The sequence below is a fragment of the Mucilaginibacter sp. UR6-1 genome (assembly GCF_020880975.1).
GTDB lineage: Bacteria > Bacteroidota > Bacteroidia > Sphingobacteriales > Sphingobacteriaceae > Mucilaginibacter.
In genome coordinates this window covers 745,680-766,430 of record NZ_JAJIWP010000002.1, presented here as the reverse complement: position 1 = coordinate 766,430, position 20,751 = coordinate 745,680, and the positions used below count along the sequence as shown (strand labels likewise).

Below are 20,751 nucleotides of genomic sequence, written 5' to 3'. Positions count from 1 at the left end.
TTTATGGTTTTTGATTATAATCTCTTCCTACCTGAATGTTTTTAGAGTTTGATCCGGATTTAAGAGATTGCTTACTGGATTTACTTTTTACAGTTTTTTGAAAAATGACAGTGATGACGGCACCGACAATGGCAGCTAAAATGCCGCCAAATAAAATCTCCTTATTTTCAGATATCCAGTTCATATTAGATAAGTTTTGGTTGTTAAAAATACAAATTTTGATATTACTTAGTAGCGCAAATTTAGTAAATATAAAACCCTTAACACTCGCTGCTTAAGGCTTAAGCTAAACTTTATCCTTTACCTCTTTAATAGCTTAAAATCAATAAAAACAAAAGTAATTATGCTTAGCTGACACAATGTAATACCGATGTTGTTTTAACCGACAATTTAATGGCTATATTTGCACTCGCAAAAATTTGGCGCTAATACTATCCTGATGCCTGAACAACTTTTACAACTCGACCGGCATTTATTCTACTTTATTAATCACGACCTCTCGAACCCGTTTTTCGACTGGCTGATGCCACTTTTGCGTAATCCCCGTTTTTGGATCCCACTATACATTTTCATTATCGGTTTTTGTATCTACAAATATCGTAAGGTGGGTGTTGTTATTGTGCTAATGCTGGCGGCCAGCGCCGGCGTTGCCGATTTTGTTAGCGCAAGCATCATCAAGCCCATCATTCAAAGGGTACGCCCCTGCCGAGATCCTGTTACCGCCGAAAAGGACATACCCCGTGTACGCTGTGGCTCGGGATACAGCTTCCCGTCAACACATGCCAGCGATCATTTTGCCATGGCTGCCTTTATGAGCCTGGTATTTGGCCGCCGCCGTAAATGGATATGGTATGTAAGTATGCTTTGGGCGGCAAGTATCTGTTTTGCACAGGTATATGTAAGCGTACACTTCCCTATTGATGTAATGGGGGGCGCACTGTTCGGCCTTATTGTGGGCTTTGGCATGGCCAAACTATTTAAAAAATTTCAACCCGGCTTCTAACTTAAATAATGAGCTACCTGCAATTATTACTCCTGTTTTTCAGCGCCTTTTTAGGCGGTACCGCTGTTTTTTTATTTAAAGGAGGCAATCATAAACTATTAAAAATTGTGCTCGCGTTTAGCGGTGCTTACCTGTTCGGCATCACTGTTTTACACCTTATACCTGATGCTTACCACGGCGATGACAACCTGGTGGGGGTATTCATCCTGATCGGTTTTATATTTCAGATCGTACTTGAGCAATTTTCGGATGGTATTGAGCACGGGCATATTCATAAGCACGGGCACGATCATGCTTTTCCGTTCGGCATTATGGTAAGCCTGTGCCTGCATGCTTTTTTAGAAGGAATGCCCATAGCCGAAGGCCATCAGCACGAATTGGTTTTCGGTATCGCGCTGCACCATATACCTGCCTCATTCGCTTTGGGCAGCGTTTTGCTGGCGCACAATCAAAGTAAAAGCCGTATCGTATTTTTTATAGTGCTTTTTGCCCTGATGGCACCTGCCGGTTACCTGTTGAGCAACGCATTGAGCAATGGCGGTATTGGCAACCTGCAACAATATTTTAACCGGATAATGGGTGTAGTGATCGGTATATTCCTGCACATATCAACCACCATACTGTTTGAGTCAAGCGCCGATCATAAATTTAACCTGCGCAAAATGATAGCTGTACTGTTGGGTATAGGTATAGCCCTGGCGGGATTTTTATTGTAATACTATCCCCTCATCTTATCCAGCAGGTCGCTTAATTGTGCGGCTTCTTCTTCGGTAAGCTGATCTTTCAGCAAATCCTTTGATTTGAATTCAACATCCATCTTGGCTAATGTATCCAAGCCATGCTGACTGATCTGGATATCTACCGCGCGCCTGTCCTTTGAGTTGGTGCAGCGTGATACCAGGCCTTTTTGCACCAGGCGGTCAACAATGCGCGACGCGTCCGACATTTTGTCGATCATACGCTCTTTAAGCAGGTTAACGGTTGCCGGTTTAGGATACTGCCCACGTAGAATGCGCAGTATATTAAACTGTTGCGATGTAAGATTATACTTCTCAAAATGCGCACGCGAGATGTTGCTTAACCAGCTTTGCGTGTATGCAACATTTATAATTACCTTATGGTAATTATCCTCAAAATTAGTACTTTGTATCTCTTCCTCTATTCGCATAGTGTATATAAATGCCTAAAAGGCAAATATGTTTATTATTTTTTAATTTGAGTATAACGTTTTTTCACCCTGAAATTCCATGGGCAATGCAAACATTGGTTTTTGCAACAATAACCGCGTTTTAAATGATATTCTTTGGTAAAAACCATTAATCCGTCGGCATTAAAATAATAATCAATATTCTCAGTAAGCATTAGTTAAGCAGCTTTACAAACAGGGTACCGTTAAAATGCTCGCGCAGGTATTTGCCATCGCCATGCAGAGTCCAAACCTGTGTTGGCTGCACCTGTTTTATCATCTCCAGTATATCGTTCCAATCGGCATGGTCTGATATATAGAGGGTATCCTGGCTATTCACCTGCAAATTTTTCCAGCCCGAGGCAAAAAGTCGCTTTACATCCTTAGCCCTGATGTAACTATCAAACGTAAATGGCGGCACAATGTAAACATACTCCTGCTGGGTTTTCATCAGCTTACGGTTGTATAGCTGGTGCTTACCCAGGCTAAAGCCCGCCTTTTCGTAAACGCTATTCAACGGCATTATACGGTGATGTACCAAAATAGTTTTTTGCGGCGCATAATCGTTTATTAAACGTATCAGTCGTTGGCTTTTACCCAAACCATAGGCACCTAACAATATATTCAGTTTGATATCATTCAACTTGCTTATCTCCGCTACCGGCTCAGGATGTCGGGTGGCGGGGTTGGCAAAGGTACTTTCAGTGATCAGCACATCGGCCTTAACCCATTCCAAAGGCTCGCAGGTAGCATCGGCCTGTAACTTAAAATCGCCGGTATAAAGGTATGTAATTCCCTGGTAGGCCATCAGTATTTGCGCCGAACCCAGTATATGGCCCGCGGGTATAAAGGTTATCTCTACCCCGCCAACATTAAATTGCTGCCTGTAAGCAACAATATTAAATATACGCGCGGCATTTTCAGTGTAACGCAACTGCATAAACGCCTGCGTGCCGCCGGTACACCATACCTCGCGGTTACCTGCTATGGCATGGTCGGCATGGGCGTGCGATATTACGGCCCTATCAACCGGGTGTACAGGGTCTATATAAAAATTACCGTATTTGCAGTAGAGGCCATGGGCATCAAAAAGCACAAAATCATCTAAAATCATTAGCCCTTAACCGCTGTAAAGTGCTGGTGCAGGCTGAGCACCTGCGGTATAACTAACCGGCCGCCATCGTTTATAATAACATGATCGGCCAGCTTTATTTTCTTGTCTTCACTCATTTGGCGCGCGTCTCTGCTGGCAGCTTCATCATAACTAATGCCATCGCGCTGCATTACCCTTTGTAAACGCTGCTCAAGCGGTGCCGAAACCAATATTGTTTGATCGCACAATTTGTACGATCCGCTTTCAAATAATATCGCGGCCTCCTTTATTACATACGGAGCATTGCTAATTGTAGCGGCCCACGCATAAAACGCCCTGAAAACAGCGGGATGAACCAAAGCGTTCAACTTAGCCAGTTCATCGGCATTATTAAAAACTATATTGGCGATATGCTTACGATTAAGCGTGGCATCGGCAAAATAGGCATCGCTGCCAAAAGCCTGCTTTACTCCCTCTATCAGCCCGGCATCGGTAACCATTACTTTTTTGGCGGCATCATCAGCATAAAACACCGGGATGCCCAGCACTTCAAATACCCTGGCAACGGTGGTTTTTCCGCTGCCTATGTTACCTGTTAATCCTATTTTAAGCATTTATTTTTTGATGATGAAATCAACTACAGCCGGTTCAATTTTTACGATGCGGCAATACGGAGGTATCCTTTTAAGATTTACCGGCAGCGTATGGTATCCCTTTTGCTCCCACAAATTAAGATCGACCGTGGCCTCAAAAAAAGCATCGTCCATATCGGGGTAATCGGTAAGCGAGGTCATAAAAGTTACCTTAACCTTTTGCGGCAATACTTTAACGTTATAATAGTTGTGGTTATTGATAACCTTTACGGGTATCTCCAGTGTTTTCTCTGTAAACTCATCAACGGGTATTTTTACCTGTATGGTTTTGGGGTAAACCGTCATGTTCACCTCTTTTACCGATTGCATTTTAAGCTGTTTATTTACAGATTCGCCCACGTTATCCATTTGCAGGGTATCAGTATTCCAGGCGGTTATGCGGCTTATCAGTTCAGACGGGCCGCTGATGGTTACATAATCAGGCTTGAGCGCAATATCTCCCGATTGGTCAAACTGTTTTTTATACTCAATAGAGGTTAACAATTGTACCGGCACCTTTTTTACCCTGCGGCTCGAAAAATCGAAGTATAAGGTATCTGGATCAAAAGCGATGATCTGCCTGTTTGCGGGCTGGCTGGTATTGATACGCCGCAATTGTGAGCCCAGTACCACATAATCGCGCTGCTCAAGCGTATGCAGGTCAACAGATATGGTATTGTTATCGTCATTAATGCGGGAAAACAGCATTTGCCAGCCGTTGCCCTGTACCGTGGCGTTAATAGTGTCAGACTGTAGCGAGTGGAAAGCCCTGCGCTGCGGCGCGTTCTTAAAAACGATCACCTTGGGTACGGTAAAGTTATGCGGGTTTGATAATACCGCAAACACCCAGGCAATCACAGCCAGTATAATACAGGTTGTAAATGCCGTAAGCCGTCTTCTTTCCGCCGGTGATAGTTTTATTATGGGCATTGCTATAAATTAAAATGCCGTTCAACTTATAAAAAACTGAACGGCATATAAATTTAACAACTTATTTTATGATTTTGTTGCCGGGGCCGGCGCGTTAAGCGCTTTTGAGGCATCAAGCGAGATAGCTGTTTTATCAAAACGAATTTTGGTACCGCCTTCAACTTCAATAAGTATGGTAGTTTCGGCCAGATCAATTATACGGCCGTGTATGCCTGCGGTAGTAACTACCTTATCGCCTTTTTTAAGGTCATCAACAAATTTCTTCTGGTCTTTTTGCTTTTTGATCTGCGGGCGTATCATAAAGAAGTAAAACACCAGTATGATGAGGCCCATCATTATTAATGATTGCGGATTAGAACCCATAGTTTTTGTATTTAATTATTGTTTCTTGAAAAATTATTTGGTTGTTACCTCACCCACCAAATGCACTACGGTTTGGGCAGGTATGGTATTGGCGGTAACGGTTATCAGCTTATCCTGCAGGCCGCTTTTGTTGGCACTGTCAAAAGTAACCTTTATGGCCGCGCTTTGGCCGGGTTTTACCGGGGTTTTAGGCCACTCGGGCACGGTGCAGCCACAACTTGCCGTAGCGTTTGATATTACCAGCGGAGATTTACCCGTGTTGGTGAACTTGTATTCAAAGTTTACCTTTTCGCCTTGCTTTACCTTGCCAAAATCATGCGTTCCAACCTCAAACTTAACTACCGGCGCGTTTGCCGAGTCAACCTCGGTAGCGGCGGTGCTGTTTGAATCAATGCCGGTTGCATTGCCTGAGTTACGCTGATTGCAGGCAGCCAGGATTAATACTGAGGCGGCCAGGCTGAATAGTACTTTCTTCATTATCTATAATATTGGTTGAATTCAGTTCAATATTACAATTATTCAATTAAACCTCTACCGGTTTTTTTGATCTTGTTCTCGGCTTTTAGTTCGGCCAGTATCTTATCAAGTATGCCGTTAATAAATGAGTTACTTTTTGGTGTACTGAATTCCTTTGAGATCTCCAGGTACTCATTTATAGTAACCTTAACCGGTACTGATGAAAAGTTAAGAAACTCGGTCAATGCCATTTTCATCAGCAGGGTATCCATCATGGCAATACGCTCAGGCTCCCAGTTTTGGGTTTTAACAGCTATAAGCGCCTGATATTCCTCATCATGGCGAATGCACTTATCAAACAGATCGATGATGAATTCCCTGTCCTCTTCCCAGTTAACGGTAACTTCGGCAAGCTTGTTAAGCTCATAATTATCGTTTGAGAAGTTTTTGAATGTTTTGGCGATCAATGCCTGCAAAACATCCTTATCAACCGGCCAGTTGATGAATTTATCCTCAAAAACCTGCTCGGCTAATGATGATTTCAGGATCACCTTTTTAAAGATGAACTTGATGATATCCTTATCGCTGTGCAGGCTATCTTCTGTTTTATCCAAATACTCCTTGTACTCCGGGGCGGCCTTCAGTGTATTAAACAGTGATTTGAACAGTTCAGGGTCAAACGTCCAGTCTATCTTATATTTTTTAACCGCGGCAATATATTCCTTGTTAACGGCTAATGACGCTATGAAACGGTTATTAAGAATTTTTAGATTAGGATTAAGATCCTCGGCTGTGGGCAGGTGTTTGTTGGCGCGCTCGTCGGCATCGTTTGCCGCGTAGCCTACCACTTCCTGAATGAGTGAAAGCATCCAGATGTACATTTCGTACACCGAATCAACACTGTTTAATAAAGTTTTTTGATGGATTTTGATGTCGCGGTTGCTCGACTGGTGGTAGCCGTATAACGACTGTAATACCTTTACGCGTAAGTGCCTTCTGTTTAACATTGTGTAAGAACGATCAGTTGATTGAGCTTGTTTGTATTCTTGTACGTATTTATCTGCTAAATATTATACGCCGCAAAAGTAGGTGTTTTTTTTGTAGTAGCCAAGTATCATTTACTGTTGAATACTGTGTCACTAAAAAATGGCACAAGTTTATTACTGCCCATGCCAATACAAATTACCTATCTTTGCCTCCCGGCTTATGAAACACCTGGCTTACCTCAATAAGTTTTTTTTAAAGTATCGCTGGCGGCTGTTGCCGGGCATACTCTTCGTTATAGCCTCCAACATATTCGGGGTGCTGCCTGCGCAGGTTATCCGCGTAGCGTTTGATCTTGTTGCCGAAAACATTGACCTTTACCGCCTGTACAATGGCTTTGAACGCCAGCATATTATATATGATATATTTGGCGCGAGCCTGATGCTTTTTGGCGTACTGGTACTGGTGCTGGCGCTTATACGGGGCATGTTTTTGTTTTTTATGCGGCAAACCATCATCCTCATGTCGCGGCATATTGAGTACGACCTTAAAAACGAAATATATAACCACTACCAGGCCCTCTCCATGGCGTTTTACCGCCGCCACAATACCGGTGACCTGATGAACCGTGTTACCGAGGATGTTAGCCGCGTGCGCATGTACCTTGGCCCGGGCATTATGTATACCGTAAATACAATAGTGCTGTTTATTTTGGTGATATATGCCATGTTAACAGTTAACGTTAGGCTGGCCATTTATTCGGTATTACCGATGCCTGTATTGGCGGGTATTATTTACTATGTTAACAATATTATTAATAGCCGCAGCGAGAAGATCCAGGAGCGCCTGTCATCCCTGTCGGGCTTTGTGCAGGAAACATTTTCGGGCATAAGGGTAGTAAAATCATACGTGCGTGAGGGTTTTGTACGTAAAAAATTCGCTGCCGAAAGCGAGGATTATAAAACCCACTCCATGGAACTTGCCCGTGTGCAGGCCATGTTTTACCCGCTGATGCTGCTATTAGTTGGCCTAAGCAATGTTATTGTACTATATATAGGCGGTATTGAAGTTATGAAGGGCAACATTACGCCCGGTAACATTGCTGAATTTATTGTTTACCTGAGCCAGTTAATGTTCCCGGTGATGGCTTTGGGCTGGGTAACCTCGCTTATACAAAGAGCCGCCGCATCGCAAAAGCGCATCAATGAGTTTTTGCATGAGCAGCCCGAGATCATCTCTGTAAATGGCATTAAAACCACCGTTAAAGGTCTTATCGAATTTAATAACGTATCCTTCACTTATCCCGAAACGGGTATAAAGGCATTGAACGGGGTATCGTTCACTATACAACCAGGGCAGATGCTGGCCATTATTGGCCGTACCGGTTCGGGCAAATCAACCATTGCCAATTTGCTGATGCGCATGTATGACAGTACCGGCGGCGAGGTATTGATAGACGGCACGCCCATACGCAGCCTTGACCTTGATAATTACCGCTCGCAAACCGGTTTTGTACCGCAGGATGTTTTCCTGTTTTCGGATACCATTGCCCGTAATATTGCCTTCGCTATTGATGTAATGGATATGCCGCGTGTGGAGCAGGCGGCCAAAGATGCCGCCGTTTATAATAATATTATAGAGCTTGAACAAGGCTTTGACACCATGATAGGCGAACGCGGCATTACCCTCTCCGGCGGGCAAAAGCAGCGCGTATCCATAGCGCGGGCCATACTAAAGCATCCGCAGATCATGGTATTCGATGATTGCCTGTCGGCCGTTGATACCCGTACCGAAGAAGAAATACTCAATAACCTTGGCAAGGTGATGCAGGGCAAAACAAGTGTTATTATAGCCCACCGCATATCAACCATAAAAAACGCCGACAATATATTAGTGCTTGATGAGGGCCGCATTATTGAACAGGGCAACCACGCTACATTAATGGATAAAAAAGGCGCTTATTTTGCTTTATACGAAAAGCAGTTATTAGAAGAGGAAAACGCTTAACCAAGCCCGTTTATACAAAAGTTAATTATAAATGTTTGAAAAAATTAACATAATTGCTATGAAAATAGTTGCTATTTGAATTTTTCTTTATATTTATGCCAGTCAATTCTAAAACACAACATTTTGTTAACATGGGAGATTTTGAAAACAGAGAGCGTGAGGAGGTTTTTTCAAAGAAGGTAAGAGCAGGGAAAAGAACTTATTTTTTTGATGTTAAGGCAACCCGGTCAAACGACTATTACATTACCATTACTGAAAGTAAGAAACGACTTGAAGACGGCGCGTTCATAAAACATAAGATATTTTTATACAAAGAGGACTTTGAAAAATTTGCCGAAGGCCTGAAAGATACTGTTGAGTACATCAAAGCCAACCAGGAAGTTAACGAAAAGCGTTACGAGTTTAACGAAACCGCCAAAGCCGACGAAGACTTTTCATTCGAGATTTAAACAACCCTTGTTAAAATAAACTCCTTATACCAAGCCCCGCAACAGCGGGGCTTTTTTGTTTATGACTTTTCAGAATGGTCTTTCATAAAGTTTAATACTGAGGTAAAGTATTTTTTCAGGCTTTCATAACGTTCTTCGCCGGGTATCCAATTGGCAAATTTCCAATACTGCCACTTATTAACCGAATAATCCGGAGGGATCAACAAAAAATATTGTTCATCTTCCATCCCTGCAACTACAATAGCTCTATTGAGTTGTTTACCTACATCAATTAATACTCCTTCATTCCAAATTTCAAGTAAATAGGCATCAATATTTTTAAGATGATCAATATTGTTTATTGCCTCGAAGATTGGCTCTGTTGAATCACAAGGAGTAAAGAAGCCATTTGTAAGCAAAAGAAACTCTTTATAATCATTAGGCAATTCAACACCTAATCTACGCTCCGCTTTCAGGATACCCTCCATTGTTGCAGGGCTATTACCTAACCAACCTGATTGTTTATGTTCATTTGTTAAGCCGAATGCCTGGGACTGTATCGCGAGTTTGGATATTTCTTTAAGCAGATCTTTCATCAATAAAGTTTAATCGGTTTTTAAAATGATTTATGTCCCACAAAATAACACTACAACAGATTATTTAAAATTCTAAAAATCTGTTATAAATATAAAAGCCCCACAACTATGCGGAGCTTTATACAGATCATTATTAATATTCGCTTTACGCGGCAGCAACCTTAGCCGTTTTATTCAGTCTGAATGCTGCCAACAAATAGTAAAATGCACCAAAAGCGGCATAACCTGCCAGGCTGGTAATTCCTTTGGTTGGATCATGCGCCAGGAGGATAAATGAGCTACCGGCCAGTGTTGATTGCGCCCCGCTGATGATCATGGGCCATTGGCCGGTTAAATATTTTCGGCGACGCAACCCCAATACTAATTGGATCAATCCGGTGCCTATTGCCCAGGTGCCAAAAACTATCAACGTTTCAGGAACACCTTTTTGCAGGGCAAAAATTACCGCAATGGTGGTTATGGTACTAATGGCGGCATTTACATATTGTGTTGTTTTTGGCGCACTGCCGTGGTTGGCACGCATATCTAAAAAGGTGCCTACAACATCCCAGGCGGGGTATATTATAAGTAGAATTTCGGCAATGTCTGTTCGGACTTTGCCAACTACGGCCATCAAAATAACCCATACTATGGAGAATGCTGCACGCGTAAAATAAAGATTACGCAATGATGTGGAAGTTGCAACAGCGCCCCCGGCTACTGTTGTTGTAGGTTGTGTACTTGCTGTCATGATTTTTAAAATGTTTATGTTGGTTCAAAAATCTACTTTCTCACAGTACCCGTTTTTCACTTAGGTTAAAATACAAATAAAAGCTGACATTACAATTGCAGTTATCATATTGAAATAAAATCAGTTCTGTAAATAATTACCGTTTTTTAACCTTAGTTAAATTTCGATAGAATGATAATACCGAGATTTGCGGTTTTGCATTACACACCCAACAAATAACATACACAATGGCCGTTATACATGATGATATATTTCAGCATCTTAAAAAATTTGCTCCGCTTAATGATAAGGATATCAGCGACAGCCAACCTTTTTGGAAAGCCCGGAAGATAAACAAGGGCGATTATTTTAATATGCAAAGCATGGTATGCAAGGATTTGGGGCTGGTAGTAAAAGGCATCTTCCGCATCTACTACCGTAACCCGGAAACAAATGAGGATAAGAACATCTTTTTCTTCTCCGAAAATCAGTTCGTGGTTTCATTCCGGAGTTTTATCTCGCAAACTGCCTGCTGGTATTTTATTGAGGCGATGGAAGATTCGGAGATATTTTTTATTTCATACAATGACCTGAACGGGCTTTACGATACCCACCCTAACTGGAGCAAATTCGGCAGGATATTAGCCGAATCATTTTTTTCGATAGCGCAAACCCGTACTGAGGAATTTATCTTCTTCTCGCACGAGCAACGTTACCTCCGGCTACTTGACGAGCATCCGCATATTATTGAGCGTATCCCGGCTTATCACATATCATCATACCTGGGCATCACCAACCCATCGCTAAGCCGTATGCGCAAGCGCATCGAAAAAAAGAGGGCTGAATAAGCCTTTAAAGCATTATACCCCGCAGCAGCAGTACCGCTATCGAAAAATAGATCACCAAGCCGGTAACATCAACCAATGTAGCCACAAACGGCGCGGATGAGGTAGCAGGGTCGGCCCCCAAACGTTTGAGGAGGATGGGCAGCATAGATCCGCTTAACGATCCCCATAGCACAACCCCTATTAATGTAATACCTACGGTTAAGCCCACCAAAAACCAGTGCGGACCATATATATCTGAAAATAACGACCACACGTATATCCTTAAAAAGCCAATACAGCCCAACACAAAGCCAAGCATCAGCCCTGCCATAATTTCGCGGCGCATTACCCGCCACCAATCGCTCAGGGTAACCTCACCCAAAGCCATAGCCTGGATAATCAGCGTTGAAGCCTGCGACCCGCTGTTACCCCCGCTGGATATAATGAGCGGAATAAACAAAGCCAGCACCACCGCCTTTTCAATTTCCTTTTCAAAAAAACCCATCGCGGTAGCGGTAAGCATCTCCCCTAAAAATAGTATCACCAGCCAGCCCACGCGCTTTTTTACAAGGGTAAAAAGTGATACATCCAGGTAAGGCTCATCAAGCGCTTCGGTACCACCAATTTTTTGTATATCCTCGGTATATTCTTCGTTGGCTATCCACAAAATGTCATCCACGGTAACTATACCCAGCAGCACGTTATCATCATCAACCACGGGCAGTGCCACACGGTTATTCATCCTGAAGGTATTAATAGCTTCTTCCTGCGGATCGGCAGCGTGCAGGGCAATCAACCGGCCGTCCATCAGGTCGCTCACACTGGTTTCGGGTTTTACCAGCAGTATCTCGCGTATCCGTATATCATCAAGCAGCACGCGGTTATCATCAACCACGTAAATAACATCAATGGTTTCGGAGTTTTTACCAAAGCGGCGTATGTGCGAAAGCACCCGGTTTACATCCCAGGTTTTTTTTACGGCGATATAATCGGGCGTCATCAAACGGCCAACGCTATCCTCCTCATACCCCAACAGGGATAATGCCTCCCTGCGATCAGCGGGCGGCAGGTGTAATATCAGCTTGGCAACGGCATCGCCATGCAGCTCGCTAAAAAGTGCGGTACGGTCATCCGGCGGCAGGCCGTTAATGATTTCGGCTACCTTACCTCCTGAAATTTTTTTGATTATGCGCTCCTGCTTGCGAAAGTCCAGTATCCTGAAAACGTTTACCGCACGGTTTACGGAGAGTATCTCGATGAATTTTGGGCCATGCTCCGGAAGCTCATCTATCAGTTGTTCCACATCTGATATATTCAGGTTGTTCAGGTACTCCTGCAGCGCCGCATCATCTTCCTGCTCAAGTATTAATTCTACCTGTTCAACCATTTCTTCCATAAGCCCTATTTTTTACATTGTTATAAACCTGATTTTCCGCTGGCAAAAGTCGTTTATTTTTTCAAAATACAGGAATTTTTTTGTGTTATCTTTGCGGCGTTTTAGTCATTGGGCAATGGTCATTGGTCGTTGCTTGCAGGCATAACTGCCAGTTACTGACTTTCAATAAATTAGAATTTAGTATTTAGATATTTCAAATGGGTTTACAATGTGGTATAGTAGGTTTGCCGAATGTGGGCAAGTCAACACTTTTTAATTGCTTATCAAACGCGAAGGCGCAGGCTGCCAACTTTCCGTTTTGTACTATTGAGCCCAATGTGGGTGTAATTACGGTGCCCGATGAGCGCCTTACCAAGCTTACCGAACTGGTAAATCCAAAAAACGTAGTGCCTAACGTTATCGAAATTGTTGATATTGCCGGCCTTGTTAAAGGAGCCAGTAAAGGCGAAGGTTTGGGCAACCAGTTTTTAGCCAACATTCGCGCTACCAATGCCATTATCCACGTATTGCGTTGCTTTGATAACGATAACGTAATTCACGTTGACGGCTCGGTTGACCCGATCCGCGATAAAGAGATCATCGATACCGAACTACAATTAAAGGATCTGGACTCAATAGAGAAAAAGATCCAAAAGATTGAAAAGGCTGCCAAAGTAGGTAATGATAAGGAAGCCAAAAAAGCTTTTGAAGTATTAACTACTTATAAAAATCACCTGCTTTCGGGCAAATCGGCACGTACTGCTCCTGTTGAAGAAGAGGATAAGGAACACATTGCTGATATATGGCTGCTTACCGCCAAACCTGTAATGTACGTTTGTAACGTTGGCGAAGCCGAGGTAAATACCGGTAACGCCTATGTTGAAGCCGTACGCGAAGCGGTTAAGGAAGAAAATGCCGAGGTGCTGATTATATCTGCACAGATAGAATCTGAAATCGCGCAGCTCGAAACTTACGAGGAGCGCGAGATGTTTTTGGAAGATCTTGGTCTTGCCGAATCGGGCGTTAACAAACTGATAAAGGCCGCTTACAAACTGCTTAACCTGGCTACCTACTTTACCGCCGGTGTGCAGGAAGTTCGCGCGTGGACCATCACCCAGGGCTTTACAGCTCCGCAGGCCGCAGGTGTTATCCATACCGATTTTGAGAAAGGCTTTATCCGCGCCGAGGTTATCAAGTACAAGGATTTTGTACACTACGGTTCAGAAGCCGCCTGTAAAGAAGCCGGCAAGCTATCTGTTGAAGGCAAAACTTATGTAGTTGAGGATGGTGATATTATGCACTTTAGGTTTAATGTGTAAGCGCATCTAACCACTTTAACGTCATTGCGAGGCACGAAGCAATCTCTTCGGGATATTCCGGTGTAATAGCATAAAGAGATTGCTTCGTACCTCGCAATGACGCGTTTCTTTTTTCACTTGTCATTTCGAAGCGATAGCGAGAAATCTATCCGCGTTTATAATCAAGCGACAGATTTCTCCTCGTACCTCGTCGAAATGACAGATAAACAACGAAATAATTAATGTAACATAAAAGCCACCTTTGGGTGGCTTTCTTTTTGTAACTTATCTTGTAAATCGCCATCTTACCTTAACTGATAATAACTCATACATGATAAAACCTTCACACTTATTTACCGCTGCGCTGGCTGTTTCGCTGCTGCCTGCCGCGGTACAAGCCCAGCACAACAAAGACTGGGTAAAAACATCTGACAAGTACACGCAGATGCTGATCGAACTGGATAAAAAGTACTCGCCGGAGTATGGCTCATCGCAGGGGTTGGCTCAGTATGATACACTAATCGCTATACCTACTCTGGCTAATGACCTGGCCGAACGCAAGGATGAAGAGGCGCTGGTAAATGCCTATACTAAAGCCCTGCAAACCAAAAAGGAGATACATGTACAGCAGGATCTGCAAATATTGATAGACCACCTTAAATTAGGGTTCCGCCAGCAGGATTTTAGCCGTGGCCGCAAGGTACCGTTTTATAACCCGACTACTTCGGTTTACGGCGGTTTAGAAGCGCTGCTTGATGAGCAAACTGAAGCCTCGCGCCATGCAGCGGCGGTGGCACGTTTACGCAAGTACGCAGGTTTAGAAAAAGGATACCGCCCGATGGTTGATATTTTGAAGGAACGCGCCCAGCAGCAAATGGCAAAGCCGAACATGATCTATCCGGCAAAACAACGCATGGAAACTGATCTGTCGCGCAATGCGAGTGTGGTTGAGGGCATTGCCGAGCTATGCAAAAAGTATGAATTAAAAGGCTGGGAAAAACCCTACAACCAGCTCAAGAAGCAACTATTAGCTTTTGACGAATGGACCAAGACCACCATACTACCCAAAGCCCGTACCGATTTCCGTTTACCTGCCGAGGAATATGCTATGGAATTAGAGGGTTATGGTATTGACATACCTCCTGCCGAGGTTGCCAAAATAGCCCATACCGCTTTTACGGATATACAGAACCAGATGAAGGACATTGCCATACAGATCGCGAAAAAGCGTAACCTGGCCTCAACCGATTATCGTGATGTAATGCGCGAATTGAAAAAGGCACAGGTACATGGCGATTCGATAATGCCGTTATACAAGCGTACTCTTGCAGGTGTTGAAGATATTATCCGTAAGGAGCAACTGGTTACGCTGCCTAACCGCCCGGCCATCATCCGCCTGGCTACCGAGGCAGAAACGGCACAGCGCCCGGCGCCGTACATGCAACCGCCGCCATTTTTGAACAATACCGGCCAGCGCGGTGTATTTGTTTTGCCACTTAATATGCCACCCAAACCGGGTGAGAAAGCCGACAAGTACGATGACTTTACCTTCGATGCCGCATCATGGACTTTGGTAGCCCACGAGGCACGACCAGGCCACGAACTACAGTTTGATAAGATGGTTGAAGAAGGTGTATCAACCGCGCGTTCGCTGTATGCCTTCAACTCTACCAATGCCGAGGGCTGGGGTTTGTATGCCGAGTACATCACCAAACCTTATATGCCGTTGGAAGGACAACTGGTATCACTGGATTATCGCCTGCTGCGCGCCGCCCGTGCCTTTCTCGATCCGGAACTACAGGCCGGAAAGATCACCCAGGAGCAGGCACTGAATGTATTGATGAAAGATGTGGTACAATCGCACGCGTTTGCACAGCAGGAAGTGGAGCGCTATACCAACCGCGCCCCCGGCCAGGCTAACAGCTATTTTTACGGCTTTACCAAAATGATACAATTACGTAAGGATACAGAGAAAGCACTGGGCAGTAAATTCAACACCCTGCGCTTTCATGATTTCATACTGTCCCAAGGTTTACTACCACCCAAGCTGATACGCCAGGCAGTAATGGATGAATTTATCCCGATGGAAAATAAGCGTAAATAAGCTTTATATCAAGTTACACAAAAAGGCCTGAGTTTTATCAACTCAGGCCTTTTGCTTTTATTATCAAAAATATTATAATAAACTATTGTAATATTCCTATAAGTTTTAATTAACTTCATGCAATAAACCACCCTAAACTGTTGATCATGAAAACTTTAAAAATTTCACTACTCATTTTTATTTCTCTTTGCAGCAGAAATTCTTTTGCACAATTACAGTATGTTGGTATACCGTCAAATACATTTAATTATTACTCGGCAGCACAAGTAAATTCTAACTGGTGCTGGGCGGCGTCATTACAAATGATATTCAACTATTACGGCATTAACATCCGTCAGGATCAGATTGTACAAAGAAGTTACGGATCTGATCCTTATGGAAATTTACCCAATTGGACAGGAAGTATTCCTGTTATTACTGCTAATTTAAATAACAGTAACATTGACAACAATGGTCGTACCTACATTGTACAATCATCTGTTTATTGGGGAGCGCCAACTCCTACATTTCTTATAAATGAGCTCCAAGCACAAAGGCCGGTATTAGTAGGTTATCGCTCCGGGCCATCTTCGGGTCATGCGGTGGTAATTACTGCTGTAAGCTACTATGCAACACCATCCGGGCCACAAATACAAACAATTATTGTGCGCGATCCATGGCCAAGTCAACAAAATATTTCAACACTTGGTAGAGTTGAATATCCTGGCAACAACCTCGCCAATCTGATAATGTCACATTGGTATATCAGAATTAATTAATAATCTTTCAAACCAATAACCTTTAAACATGAAAACCTGTAAACTGTCGCTACTTATTATTGCATTTTTATTATCAACAAACTGGGGGTTTGGCCAGTCAAAAGCTACAGAAGCTCAAACCTTTCAGTATTTAGAATCGACTATTAAATTACTGATAGGTAAAAAAATATACACAGATGGTGATGTTACCGTTATAACCAATGTTAAATGCAGCAATAACAGTATTGTTACTATGGCGAATTATAAAGAGGATGGTAGTACAGATTTTGTAGATATTAAATCTACCGTCTCTGAAATACCCTGGCATACCTTTAAGTCTATAAAAGTTGCAGATTCGTATGAACTTACTAACGAAGACCTTATGATACTCACCATTAACTTTACATCCAATTTAAAAAGGGTGCTTGTTACAGATGGCATATCAGACAAGCCTGATTATGAAGATAGTTTTGATATAATATTCCCAAAGGACAGACGCCAAAGTGTAGAAAAGGCAATATCGCGCCTTGTTGAGATATATAAAAGTAAAAATCAAGATCCCTTTCAATAATAAACAAAAAGGTTGCGCATGTTTGCGCAGCCTTTTTGTTTATTATGGGTAAGTTATTTTACTTGCTGCCAAAAGTTACCCAATCCACACTGATAAGGTGCTGGTTTGGTTTATCCTTTTTAATGAATACAAAGTACAGATCGTTACGGCCACCCGGATCAGTAACCGTTGTACTTTGCTCATTGTGTTTGTTCCAATCACCGGTTGGAGTAAAATTAAGTGTACTGATCAGTTGCCCTTTAACTGAGCCTACATGCACCTCAACAGTACCTGCACGGTTAAGTGATGAGTAACGGTAGGTTAGTTCGTTTATGCCTTTCAAATCAACGTCTTTTAGCACAAAGAAAGCCTTATTGCCTACTTCACCTATCTTTTTACCCTGCACGCTCATGTTATAATGCACATCGGCCTCACCTGCGTAAACCTTGGCCGGTCTAAAAATCAAACTTTTACCACCGGTAAGTTTAGGCGCATTTGTAGCTCCCTTATCGGTGTAAGCGGCTGATAAGATGTAACGGCCTTCATCAGCATTCTTAAGATGTTGATCAAAGGTTATGCTGCCTTGAGCAGGCAGTATAACATCCTCTTTACGGTTATTCAACGTCAGTATGTATTTCACAATCTCCTGCGCGTTAGGTTTTGACAGTTGCGGATGCGCAGCCATTGAGTGCTCGCCCCAAACACCGCCGCCACCTTTAATGATCTTATCGGCCAGTTTATCAACGGCGCCTTTATCATTAGCATAACGTTTGGCTACCTCCACAAATGACGGGCCTACAGATTTAGCATCAACCTGGTGACAGGCCTTACAATCACTATTGGCAATCAATTCCTTACCGTAATTGTAAGTTGGCGTTAATGCCTGGTGGCCGATCAATGATTTATTACTTTGTACTTTGGCAATGTAATTCAATACTACACGCACCTGTTTAGGATCGACGGTTTTATCTTCGCTGTCCTTAACATCAACCTTATATTTCAGGGTTTGCGTTTGCGGGGTAAAGAAGGTACCGTTTTTATCAGTAGTGATAGCTACCTGCGGTATAGTGTTACCTACTACCACTTTCACCGTGTCTACACTGCTCTTACCTGCATTGTCGGTAACTTTTAGGGTAACGTTGTAGGTACCGTTTTTGGTAAAAGTATAGGTAGGGTTAAGTTCGGTTGAACCTGCTTGGTCGCCATCAAAATGCCATTCGTAGGTCAGCTTATCCTCGTCATCATAATCAAAGCTTTTTTGATTGAATGCAACTTTGTAAGGCGCTATCCCAATGGTATCCTTAACATCAATCTTAGCGAACGGCGCGCGGTTACCACCATTGTAGTCAATACGTACCAGGCGGGCATCCACGTTGTCAATACCATAAACCGAACCGTACTCCAGCATATAGATCGACCCGTCAGTACCAATTTCCATATCAACCGGGCGACGGAAATCGCCATTGGTTTCCATAAAGCGCTCCATTCGTTTAAAGTTGTGGTTCTCATCCATACGGATAACAAACACCCAGTTACGCATCCAATCGTACACAAACCAGCCTTTGTCAAAATACTCAGGCAGTTTATTGGCCGATTGAATTTTCGGATCAAAATGGAAAACAGGCCCCCCCATAGCACAACGGCCACCCTGACCCAGCATCGGGAATTCTGAGTACGATGCGTATGGGTACCAAACCATGGCGCTTGTAGTAGGCGGCAGGTCTTTTAAACCGGTGTTATATGGTGATGTGTTTTTTGGCGCTTTAGGGTCAAAGTTATTACCGATCACTTTTGTAGCAAAGTCGTAATCCTTATAAGGCTTGCTGTCGCCTACAAAGTATGGCCAGCCATAGTTGCCCGGTTTGCGGGCCTGGTTAAACTCGTCATAACCGCGCGGACCTTGCTTGCCATCATTACCGGCATCCGGGCCTACCTCGCCCCAGTAAACAAATGAGGTGGCCGTATCAACCGACATACGGTAAGGGTTACGGCAGCCCATTACATAAATCTCAGGGCGGGTATTAGGTGTACCTTTTTTAAACAGGTTTCCTTCAGGGATGGTATAAGTACCGTCAGCTTCAGGGTGAATACGCAGGATCTTTCCGCGCAGGTCATTAGTATTACCTGCCGAGCGCTCCGCGTCAAAAGTAACACGGTTTGGGCGCTTGTCTATCGGCGCGTAACCTTCTGACTCGAAAGGCACCGTATTATCACCGGTTGAGATAAACAGGTTTTTGTTTCTGTCCCATGCCAATGAACCGCCGGTGTGGGCGCTCACTTCAAGCTCGATAGGTATCTCTATCAGTACTTTTTCTGATTTCAGATCGAGCACGTTATCCTTGCTGATGGCAAAGCGTGAAATATGCTGCTTGGTTTTACCATCCGCTTGCGCGGTGTTAAAGAAGTAAAGGAAGTTGTTGGTAGCAAAATCCGGATCGATGGTCATGCCCAGCAAACCGTTAAGGTATTCATCAACCGCCTTAACCGGGAATTTGTATACCAGCGTAGTTTTACCATCTGATGGGGTATAAACATAGAAATTACCGGCACGTTCAATAAAAAACACACGGCCATCAGGCGCTACGGCCAGTTCCATCGGCTCGTTTAAATCATTTGACAGGACGGTTTTGGTAAAGCGGTTATCTTCAGGCTTTTTCTCTGAATAAGCTTTTGAATAATCAAGCGGGGTATTGCTGCCAATGGCGTATTTAATGCCGCCCAATACGTGCTGCAAAAATAACGGTTCGCTGTAGCTCTCGTCGGTATGGCCGCCACCGGTATAGAACGCGCGGCCGCCATCAAACTCATGGTACCAGGCAATAGGGTGCTCGGCACCGTTGGTACCGCCCTCGTAGCTATCCTCATCCAAAGTAGCCAACACTTTCAGATCGGGCTGAATATTTTTGTAGTTATACCATTCGTCGGTACGTTCCCAGCGCTTTGGCAAACCTTTGGTTGATATGTGGGTAGTATCCAGCACATCAATAGCCGCGGCACGCACATTCGGGTTATTTGGGTGGCTGCTAAAGTAAGCGCCTACCAGTTTATTATACCAAGGCCAATCGTACTCGGTATCGGCAGCGGCATGTATGCCCGCGTAACCACCGCCGGCCTCAATATAACGTTCAAAAGCCACCTGCTGATCGGCATTAAGCACGTTCATGGTGGTACTTAAAAACACTACAGCACTGTAATTTTTCAGGCTGTCGTCAACAAAATAATTGGGATTTTTAGTGGTATCAACAATAAAGCCGTTCTTATTGCCTAACTCCTGCAATGCGGCAATGCCTTTTGGTATAGAGGTATGGTACCAGCCTTTGGTTTTGCTGAACACCAATATTCTTGGTGTTTTATTGGAGCCCTTTTGCGGTGATACCGTTTTACAGGCATAAAAAACGGCCGATATACAGCCGGTTATAAGTACTAATGATAATACTTTGTGGTAAACAGTTTTAAACATACAACTTGTTTAT

General features: G+C 43.5%; 22 protein-coding genes. 9 read left to right on the top strand and 13 right to left on the bottom strand.

What is annotated here, in order from left to right:
- Position 1: 1 nt before the first annotated feature.
- Entirely contained in the window at positions 2 to 184 is a 183-nt protein-coding gene (locus tag LJ707_RS08760; protein WP_228950428.1) for a hypothetical protein, read from the bottom strand.
- A gap of 255 nt (positions 185 to 439) precedes the next feature.
- Between LJ707_RS08760 and LJ707_RS08755 the strand changes: the two genes are divergently transcribed.
- Positions 440 to 1,003, top strand: coding sequence for a phosphatase PAP2 family protein (locus tag LJ707_RS08755; RefSeq protein WP_228950427.1), 564 nt, complete (start codon positions 440 to 442; stop codon positions 1,001 to 1,003).
- A gap of 8 nt (positions 1,004 to 1,011) precedes the next feature.
- Positions 1,012 to 1,719, top strand: a complete 708-nt coding sequence (locus LJ707_RS08750) for a ZIP family metal transporter (RefSeq protein ID WP_228950426.1) — start codon at positions 1,012 to 1,014, stop codon at positions 1,717 to 1,719.
- A 2-nt stretch (positions 1,720 to 1,721) separates the two neighbouring features.
- Here LJ707_RS08750 and LJ707_RS08745 read toward each other — a convergent pair whose 3' ends face one another.
- From LJ707_RS08745 to nusB, 8 genes are all read right to left on the bottom strand, one after another.
- Positions 1,722 to 2,171 carry a MarR family winged helix-turn-helix transcriptional regulator gene (locus LJ707_RS08745; RefSeq protein WP_228950425.1) on the bottom strand — a complete coding sequence of 150 codons (450 nt, stop codon included), beginning with the start codon at positions 2,169 to 2,171 and terminating at the stop codon, positions 1,722 to 1,724.
- 35 nt (positions 2,172 to 2,206) lie between these two features.
- Entirely contained in the window at positions 2,207 to 2,365 is a 159-nt protein-coding gene (locus LJ707_RS08740) for a DUF5522 domain-containing protein (protein ID WP_255678805.1), read from the bottom strand.
- The gene (locus tag LJ707_RS08735) at positions 2,365 to 3,303 is read right to left on the bottom strand and encodes an MBL fold metallo-hydrolase (protein WP_228950424.1); all 939 of its coding nucleotides are present in this window, start codon (positions 3,301 to 3,303) and stop codon (positions 2,365 to 2,367) included. The genes LJ707_RS08740 and LJ707_RS08735 overlap by 1 nt, the downstream gene beginning before the upstream one ends.
- Positions 3,303 to 3,896: a dephospho-CoA kinase gene (gene coaE, locus LJ707_RS08730; protein ID WP_228950423.1), complete on the bottom strand. Its 594-nt coding sequence runs from the start codon at positions 3,894 to 3,896 to the stop codon at positions 3,303 to 3,305. The genes LJ707_RS08735 and coaE overlap by 1 nt, the downstream gene beginning before the upstream one ends.
- Positions 3,897 to 4,844 carry a YbbR-like domain-containing protein gene (locus tag LJ707_RS08725; RefSeq protein WP_228950422.1) on the bottom strand — a complete coding sequence of 316 codons (948 nt, stop codon included), beginning with the start codon at positions 4,842 to 4,844 and terminating at the stop codon, positions 3,897 to 3,899.
- 66 nt (positions 4,845 to 4,910) lie between these two features.
- Positions 4,911 to 5,207, bottom strand: a complete 297-nt coding sequence (gene yajC, locus LJ707_RS08720) for a preprotein translocase subunit YajC (RefSeq protein WP_228950421.1) — start codon at positions 5,205 to 5,207, stop codon at positions 4,911 to 4,913.
- 33 nt (positions 5,208 to 5,240) lie between these two features.
- Positions 5,241 to 5,684 (bottom strand): DUF1573 domain-containing protein, encoded by a 444-nt coding sequence (locus LJ707_RS08715; protein ID WP_228950420.1) that lies wholly within the window; start codon positions 5,682 to 5,684, stop codon positions 5,241 to 5,243.
- Between the two features lie 38 nt (positions 5,685 to 5,722).
- Positions 5,723 to 6,670, bottom strand: coding sequence for a transcription antitermination factor NusB (nusB, locus tag LJ707_RS08710; protein WP_228950419.1), 948 nt, complete (start codon positions 6,668 to 6,670; stop codon positions 5,723 to 5,725).
- 199 nt (positions 6,671 to 6,869) lie between these two features.
- Between nusB and LJ707_RS08705 the strand changes: the two genes are divergently transcribed.
- Together LJ707_RS08705 and LJ707_RS08700 are read left to right on the top strand one after the other, a co-directional pair.
- Entirely contained in the window at positions 6,870 to 8,654 is a 1,785-nt protein-coding gene (locus LJ707_RS08705; RefSeq protein WP_228950418.1) for an ABC transporter ATP-binding protein, read from the top strand.
- 131 nt (positions 8,655 to 8,785) lie between these two features.
- The gene (locus LJ707_RS08700) at positions 8,786 to 9,103 is read left to right on the top strand and encodes a DUF3276 family protein (protein ID WP_228950417.1); all 318 of its coding nucleotides are present in this window, start codon (positions 8,786 to 8,788) and stop codon (positions 9,101 to 9,103) included.
- A gap of 59 nt (positions 9,104 to 9,162) precedes the next feature.
- On the opposite strand, the gene LJ707_RS08695 is transcribed toward LJ707_RS08700, so the two are convergent.
- Together LJ707_RS08695 and LJ707_RS08690 are read right to left on the bottom strand one after the other, a co-directional pair.
- Entirely contained in the window at positions 9,163 to 9,678 is a 516-nt protein-coding gene (locus LJ707_RS08695; protein WP_228950416.1) for an SMI1/KNR4 family protein, read from the bottom strand.
- Positions 9,679 to 9,823: 145 nt separating this feature from the next.
- The gene (locus LJ707_RS08690) at positions 9,824 to 10,408 is read right to left on the bottom strand and encodes a hypothetical protein (RefSeq protein ID WP_228950415.1); all 585 of its coding nucleotides are present in this window, start codon (positions 10,406 to 10,408) and stop codon (positions 9,824 to 9,826) included.
- Between the two features lie 227 nt (positions 10,409 to 10,635).
- On the opposite strand from LJ707_RS08690, the gene LJ707_RS08685 reads away from it, so the two are divergent.
- Positions 10,636 to 11,235: a Crp/Fnr family transcriptional regulator gene (locus LJ707_RS08685; RefSeq protein WP_228950414.1), complete on the top strand. Its 600-nt coding sequence runs from the start codon at positions 10,636 to 10,638 to the stop codon at positions 11,233 to 11,235.
- Between the two features lie 4 nt (positions 11,236 to 11,239).
- Here the strand turns inward: LJ707_RS08685 and mgtE are convergent, their stop codons facing one another.
- Positions 11,240 to 12,610 carry a magnesium transporter gene (gene mgtE, locus LJ707_RS08680; protein ID WP_228950413.1) on the bottom strand — a complete coding sequence of 457 codons (1,371 nt, stop codon included), beginning with the start codon at positions 12,608 to 12,610 and terminating at the stop codon, positions 11,240 to 11,242.
- A 197-nt stretch (positions 12,611 to 12,807) separates the two neighbouring features.
- Between mgtE and ychF the strand changes: the two genes are divergently transcribed.
- The 4 genes from ychF to LJ707_RS08660 all read left to right on the top strand — a co-directional run bounded on the left by ychF (position 12,808) and on the right by LJ707_RS08660 (position 17,299).
- Complete coding sequence (ychF, locus tag LJ707_RS08675; protein WP_228950412.1) at positions 12,808 to 13,908, top strand: redox-regulated ATPase YchF; 1,101 nt, start codon at positions 12,808 to 12,810, stop codon at positions 13,906 to 13,908.
- Between the two features lie 310 nt (positions 13,909 to 14,218).
- A complete protein-coding gene (locus tag LJ707_RS08670) occupies positions 14,219 to 15,991 on the top strand; it encodes a DUF885 domain-containing protein (RefSeq protein ID WP_228950411.1) in 1,773 nt (590 codons plus the stop codon).
- A gap of 146 nt (positions 15,992 to 16,137) precedes the next feature.
- Positions 16,138 to 16,749: a papain-like cysteine protease family protein gene (locus LJ707_RS08665; protein WP_228950410.1), complete on the top strand. Its 612-nt coding sequence runs from the start codon at positions 16,138 to 16,140 to the stop codon at positions 16,747 to 16,749.
- A 28-nt stretch (positions 16,750 to 16,777) separates the two neighbouring features.
- Entirely contained in the window at positions 16,778 to 17,299 is a 522-nt protein-coding gene (locus tag LJ707_RS08660; protein WP_228950409.1) for a hypothetical protein, read from the top strand.
- Between the two features lie 58 nt (positions 17,300 to 17,357).
- Here the strand turns inward: LJ707_RS08660 and LJ707_RS08655 are convergent, their stop codons facing one another.
- Positions 17,358 to 20,738 carry a ThuA domain-containing protein gene (locus LJ707_RS08655; RefSeq protein WP_228950408.1) on the bottom strand — a complete coding sequence of 1,127 codons (3,381 nt, stop codon included), beginning with the start codon at positions 20,736 to 20,738 and terminating at the stop codon, positions 17,358 to 17,360.
- Positions 20,739 to 20,751 lie beyond the last annotated feature (13 nt).

What these genes read in the sequence shown, in the direction of transcription:
- LJ707_RS08695 (WP_228950416.1), bottom strand. Translation starts at nt 9,678, where the DNA reads ATGAAAGATCTGCTTAAAGAAATATCCAAACTCGCGATACAGTCCCAG.
- LJ707_RS08655 (WP_228950408.1), bottom strand. Translation starts at nt 20,738, where the DNA reads ATGTTTAAAACTGTTTACCACAAAGTATTATCATTAGTACTTATAACC.
- mgtE (WP_228950413.1), bottom strand. Translation starts at nt 12,610, where the DNA reads ATGGAAGAAATGGTTGAACAGGTAGAATTAATACTTGAGCAGGAAGAT.
- LJ707_RS08755 (WP_228950427.1), top strand. Translation starts at nt 440, where the DNA reads ATGCCTGAACAACTTTTACAACTCGACCGGCATTTATTCTACTTTATT.
- LJ707_RS08745 (WP_228950425.1), bottom strand. Translation starts at nt 2,171, where the DNA reads ATGCGAATAGAGGAAGAGATACAAAGTACTAATTTTGAGGATAATTAC.
- LJ707_RS08760 (WP_228950428.1), bottom strand. Translation starts at nt 184, where the DNA reads ATGAACTGGATATCTGAAAATAAGGAGATTTTATTTGGCGGCATTTTA.
- LJ707_RS08725 (WP_228950422.1), bottom strand. Translation starts at nt 4,844, where the DNA reads ATGCCCATAATAAAACTATCACCGGCGGAAAGAAGACGGCTTACGGCA.
- LJ707_RS08685 (WP_228950414.1), top strand. Translation starts at nt 10,636, where the DNA reads ATGGCCGTTATACATGATGATATATTTCAGCATCTTAAAAAATTTGCT.
- LJ707_RS08700 (WP_228950417.1), top strand. Translation starts at nt 8,786, where the DNA reads ATGGGAGATTTTGAAAACAGAGAGCGTGAGGAGGTTTTTTCAAAGAAG.
- LJ707_RS08705 (WP_228950418.1), top strand. Translation starts at nt 6,870, where the DNA reads ATGAAACACCTGGCTTACCTCAATAAGTTTTTTTTAAAGTATCGCTGG.
- yajC (WP_228950421.1), bottom strand. Translation starts at nt 5,207, where the DNA reads ATGGGTTCTAATCCGCAATCATTAATAATGATGGGCCTCATCATACTG.
- LJ707_RS08735 (WP_228950424.1), bottom strand. Translation starts at nt 3,303, where the DNA reads ATGATTTTAGATGATTTTGTGCTTTTTGATGCCCATGGCCTCTACTGC.
- LJ707_RS08665 (WP_228950410.1), top strand. Translation starts at nt 16,138, where the DNA reads ATGAAAACTTTAAAAATTTCACTACTCATTTTTATTTCTCTTTGCAGC.
- ychF (WP_228950412.1), top strand. Translation starts at nt 12,808, where the DNA reads ATGGGTTTACAATGTGGTATAGTAGGTTTGCCGAATGTGGGCAAGTCA.
- LJ707_RS08740 (WP_255678805.1), bottom strand. Translation starts at nt 2,365, where the DNA reads ATGCTTACTGAGAATATTGATTATTATTTTAATGCCGACGGATTAATG.
- LJ707_RS08750 (WP_228950426.1), top strand. Translation starts at nt 1,012, where the DNA reads ATGAGCTACCTGCAATTATTACTCCTGTTTTTCAGCGCCTTTTTAGGC.
- LJ707_RS08660 (WP_228950409.1), top strand. Translation starts at nt 16,778, where the DNA reads ATGAAAACCTGTAAACTGTCGCTACTTATTATTGCATTTTTATTATCA.
- nusB (WP_228950419.1), bottom strand. Translation starts at nt 6,670, where the DNA reads ATGTTAAACAGAAGGCACTTACGCGTAAAGGTATTACAGTCGTTATAC.
- LJ707_RS08670 (WP_228950411.1), top strand. Translation starts at nt 14,219, where the DNA reads ATGATAAAACCTTCACACTTATTTACCGCTGCGCTGGCTGTTTCGCTG.
- LJ707_RS08690 (WP_228950415.1), bottom strand. Translation starts at nt 10,408, where the DNA reads ATGACAGCAAGTACACAACCTACAACAACAGTAGCCGGGGGCGCTGTT.
- coaE (WP_228950423.1), bottom strand. Translation starts at nt 3,896, where the DNA reads ATGCTTAAAATAGGATTAACAGGTAACATAGGCAGCGGAAAAACCACC.
- LJ707_RS08715 (WP_228950420.1), bottom strand. Translation starts at nt 5,684, where the DNA reads ATGAAGAAAGTACTATTCAGCCTGGCCGCCTCAGTATTAATCCTGGCT.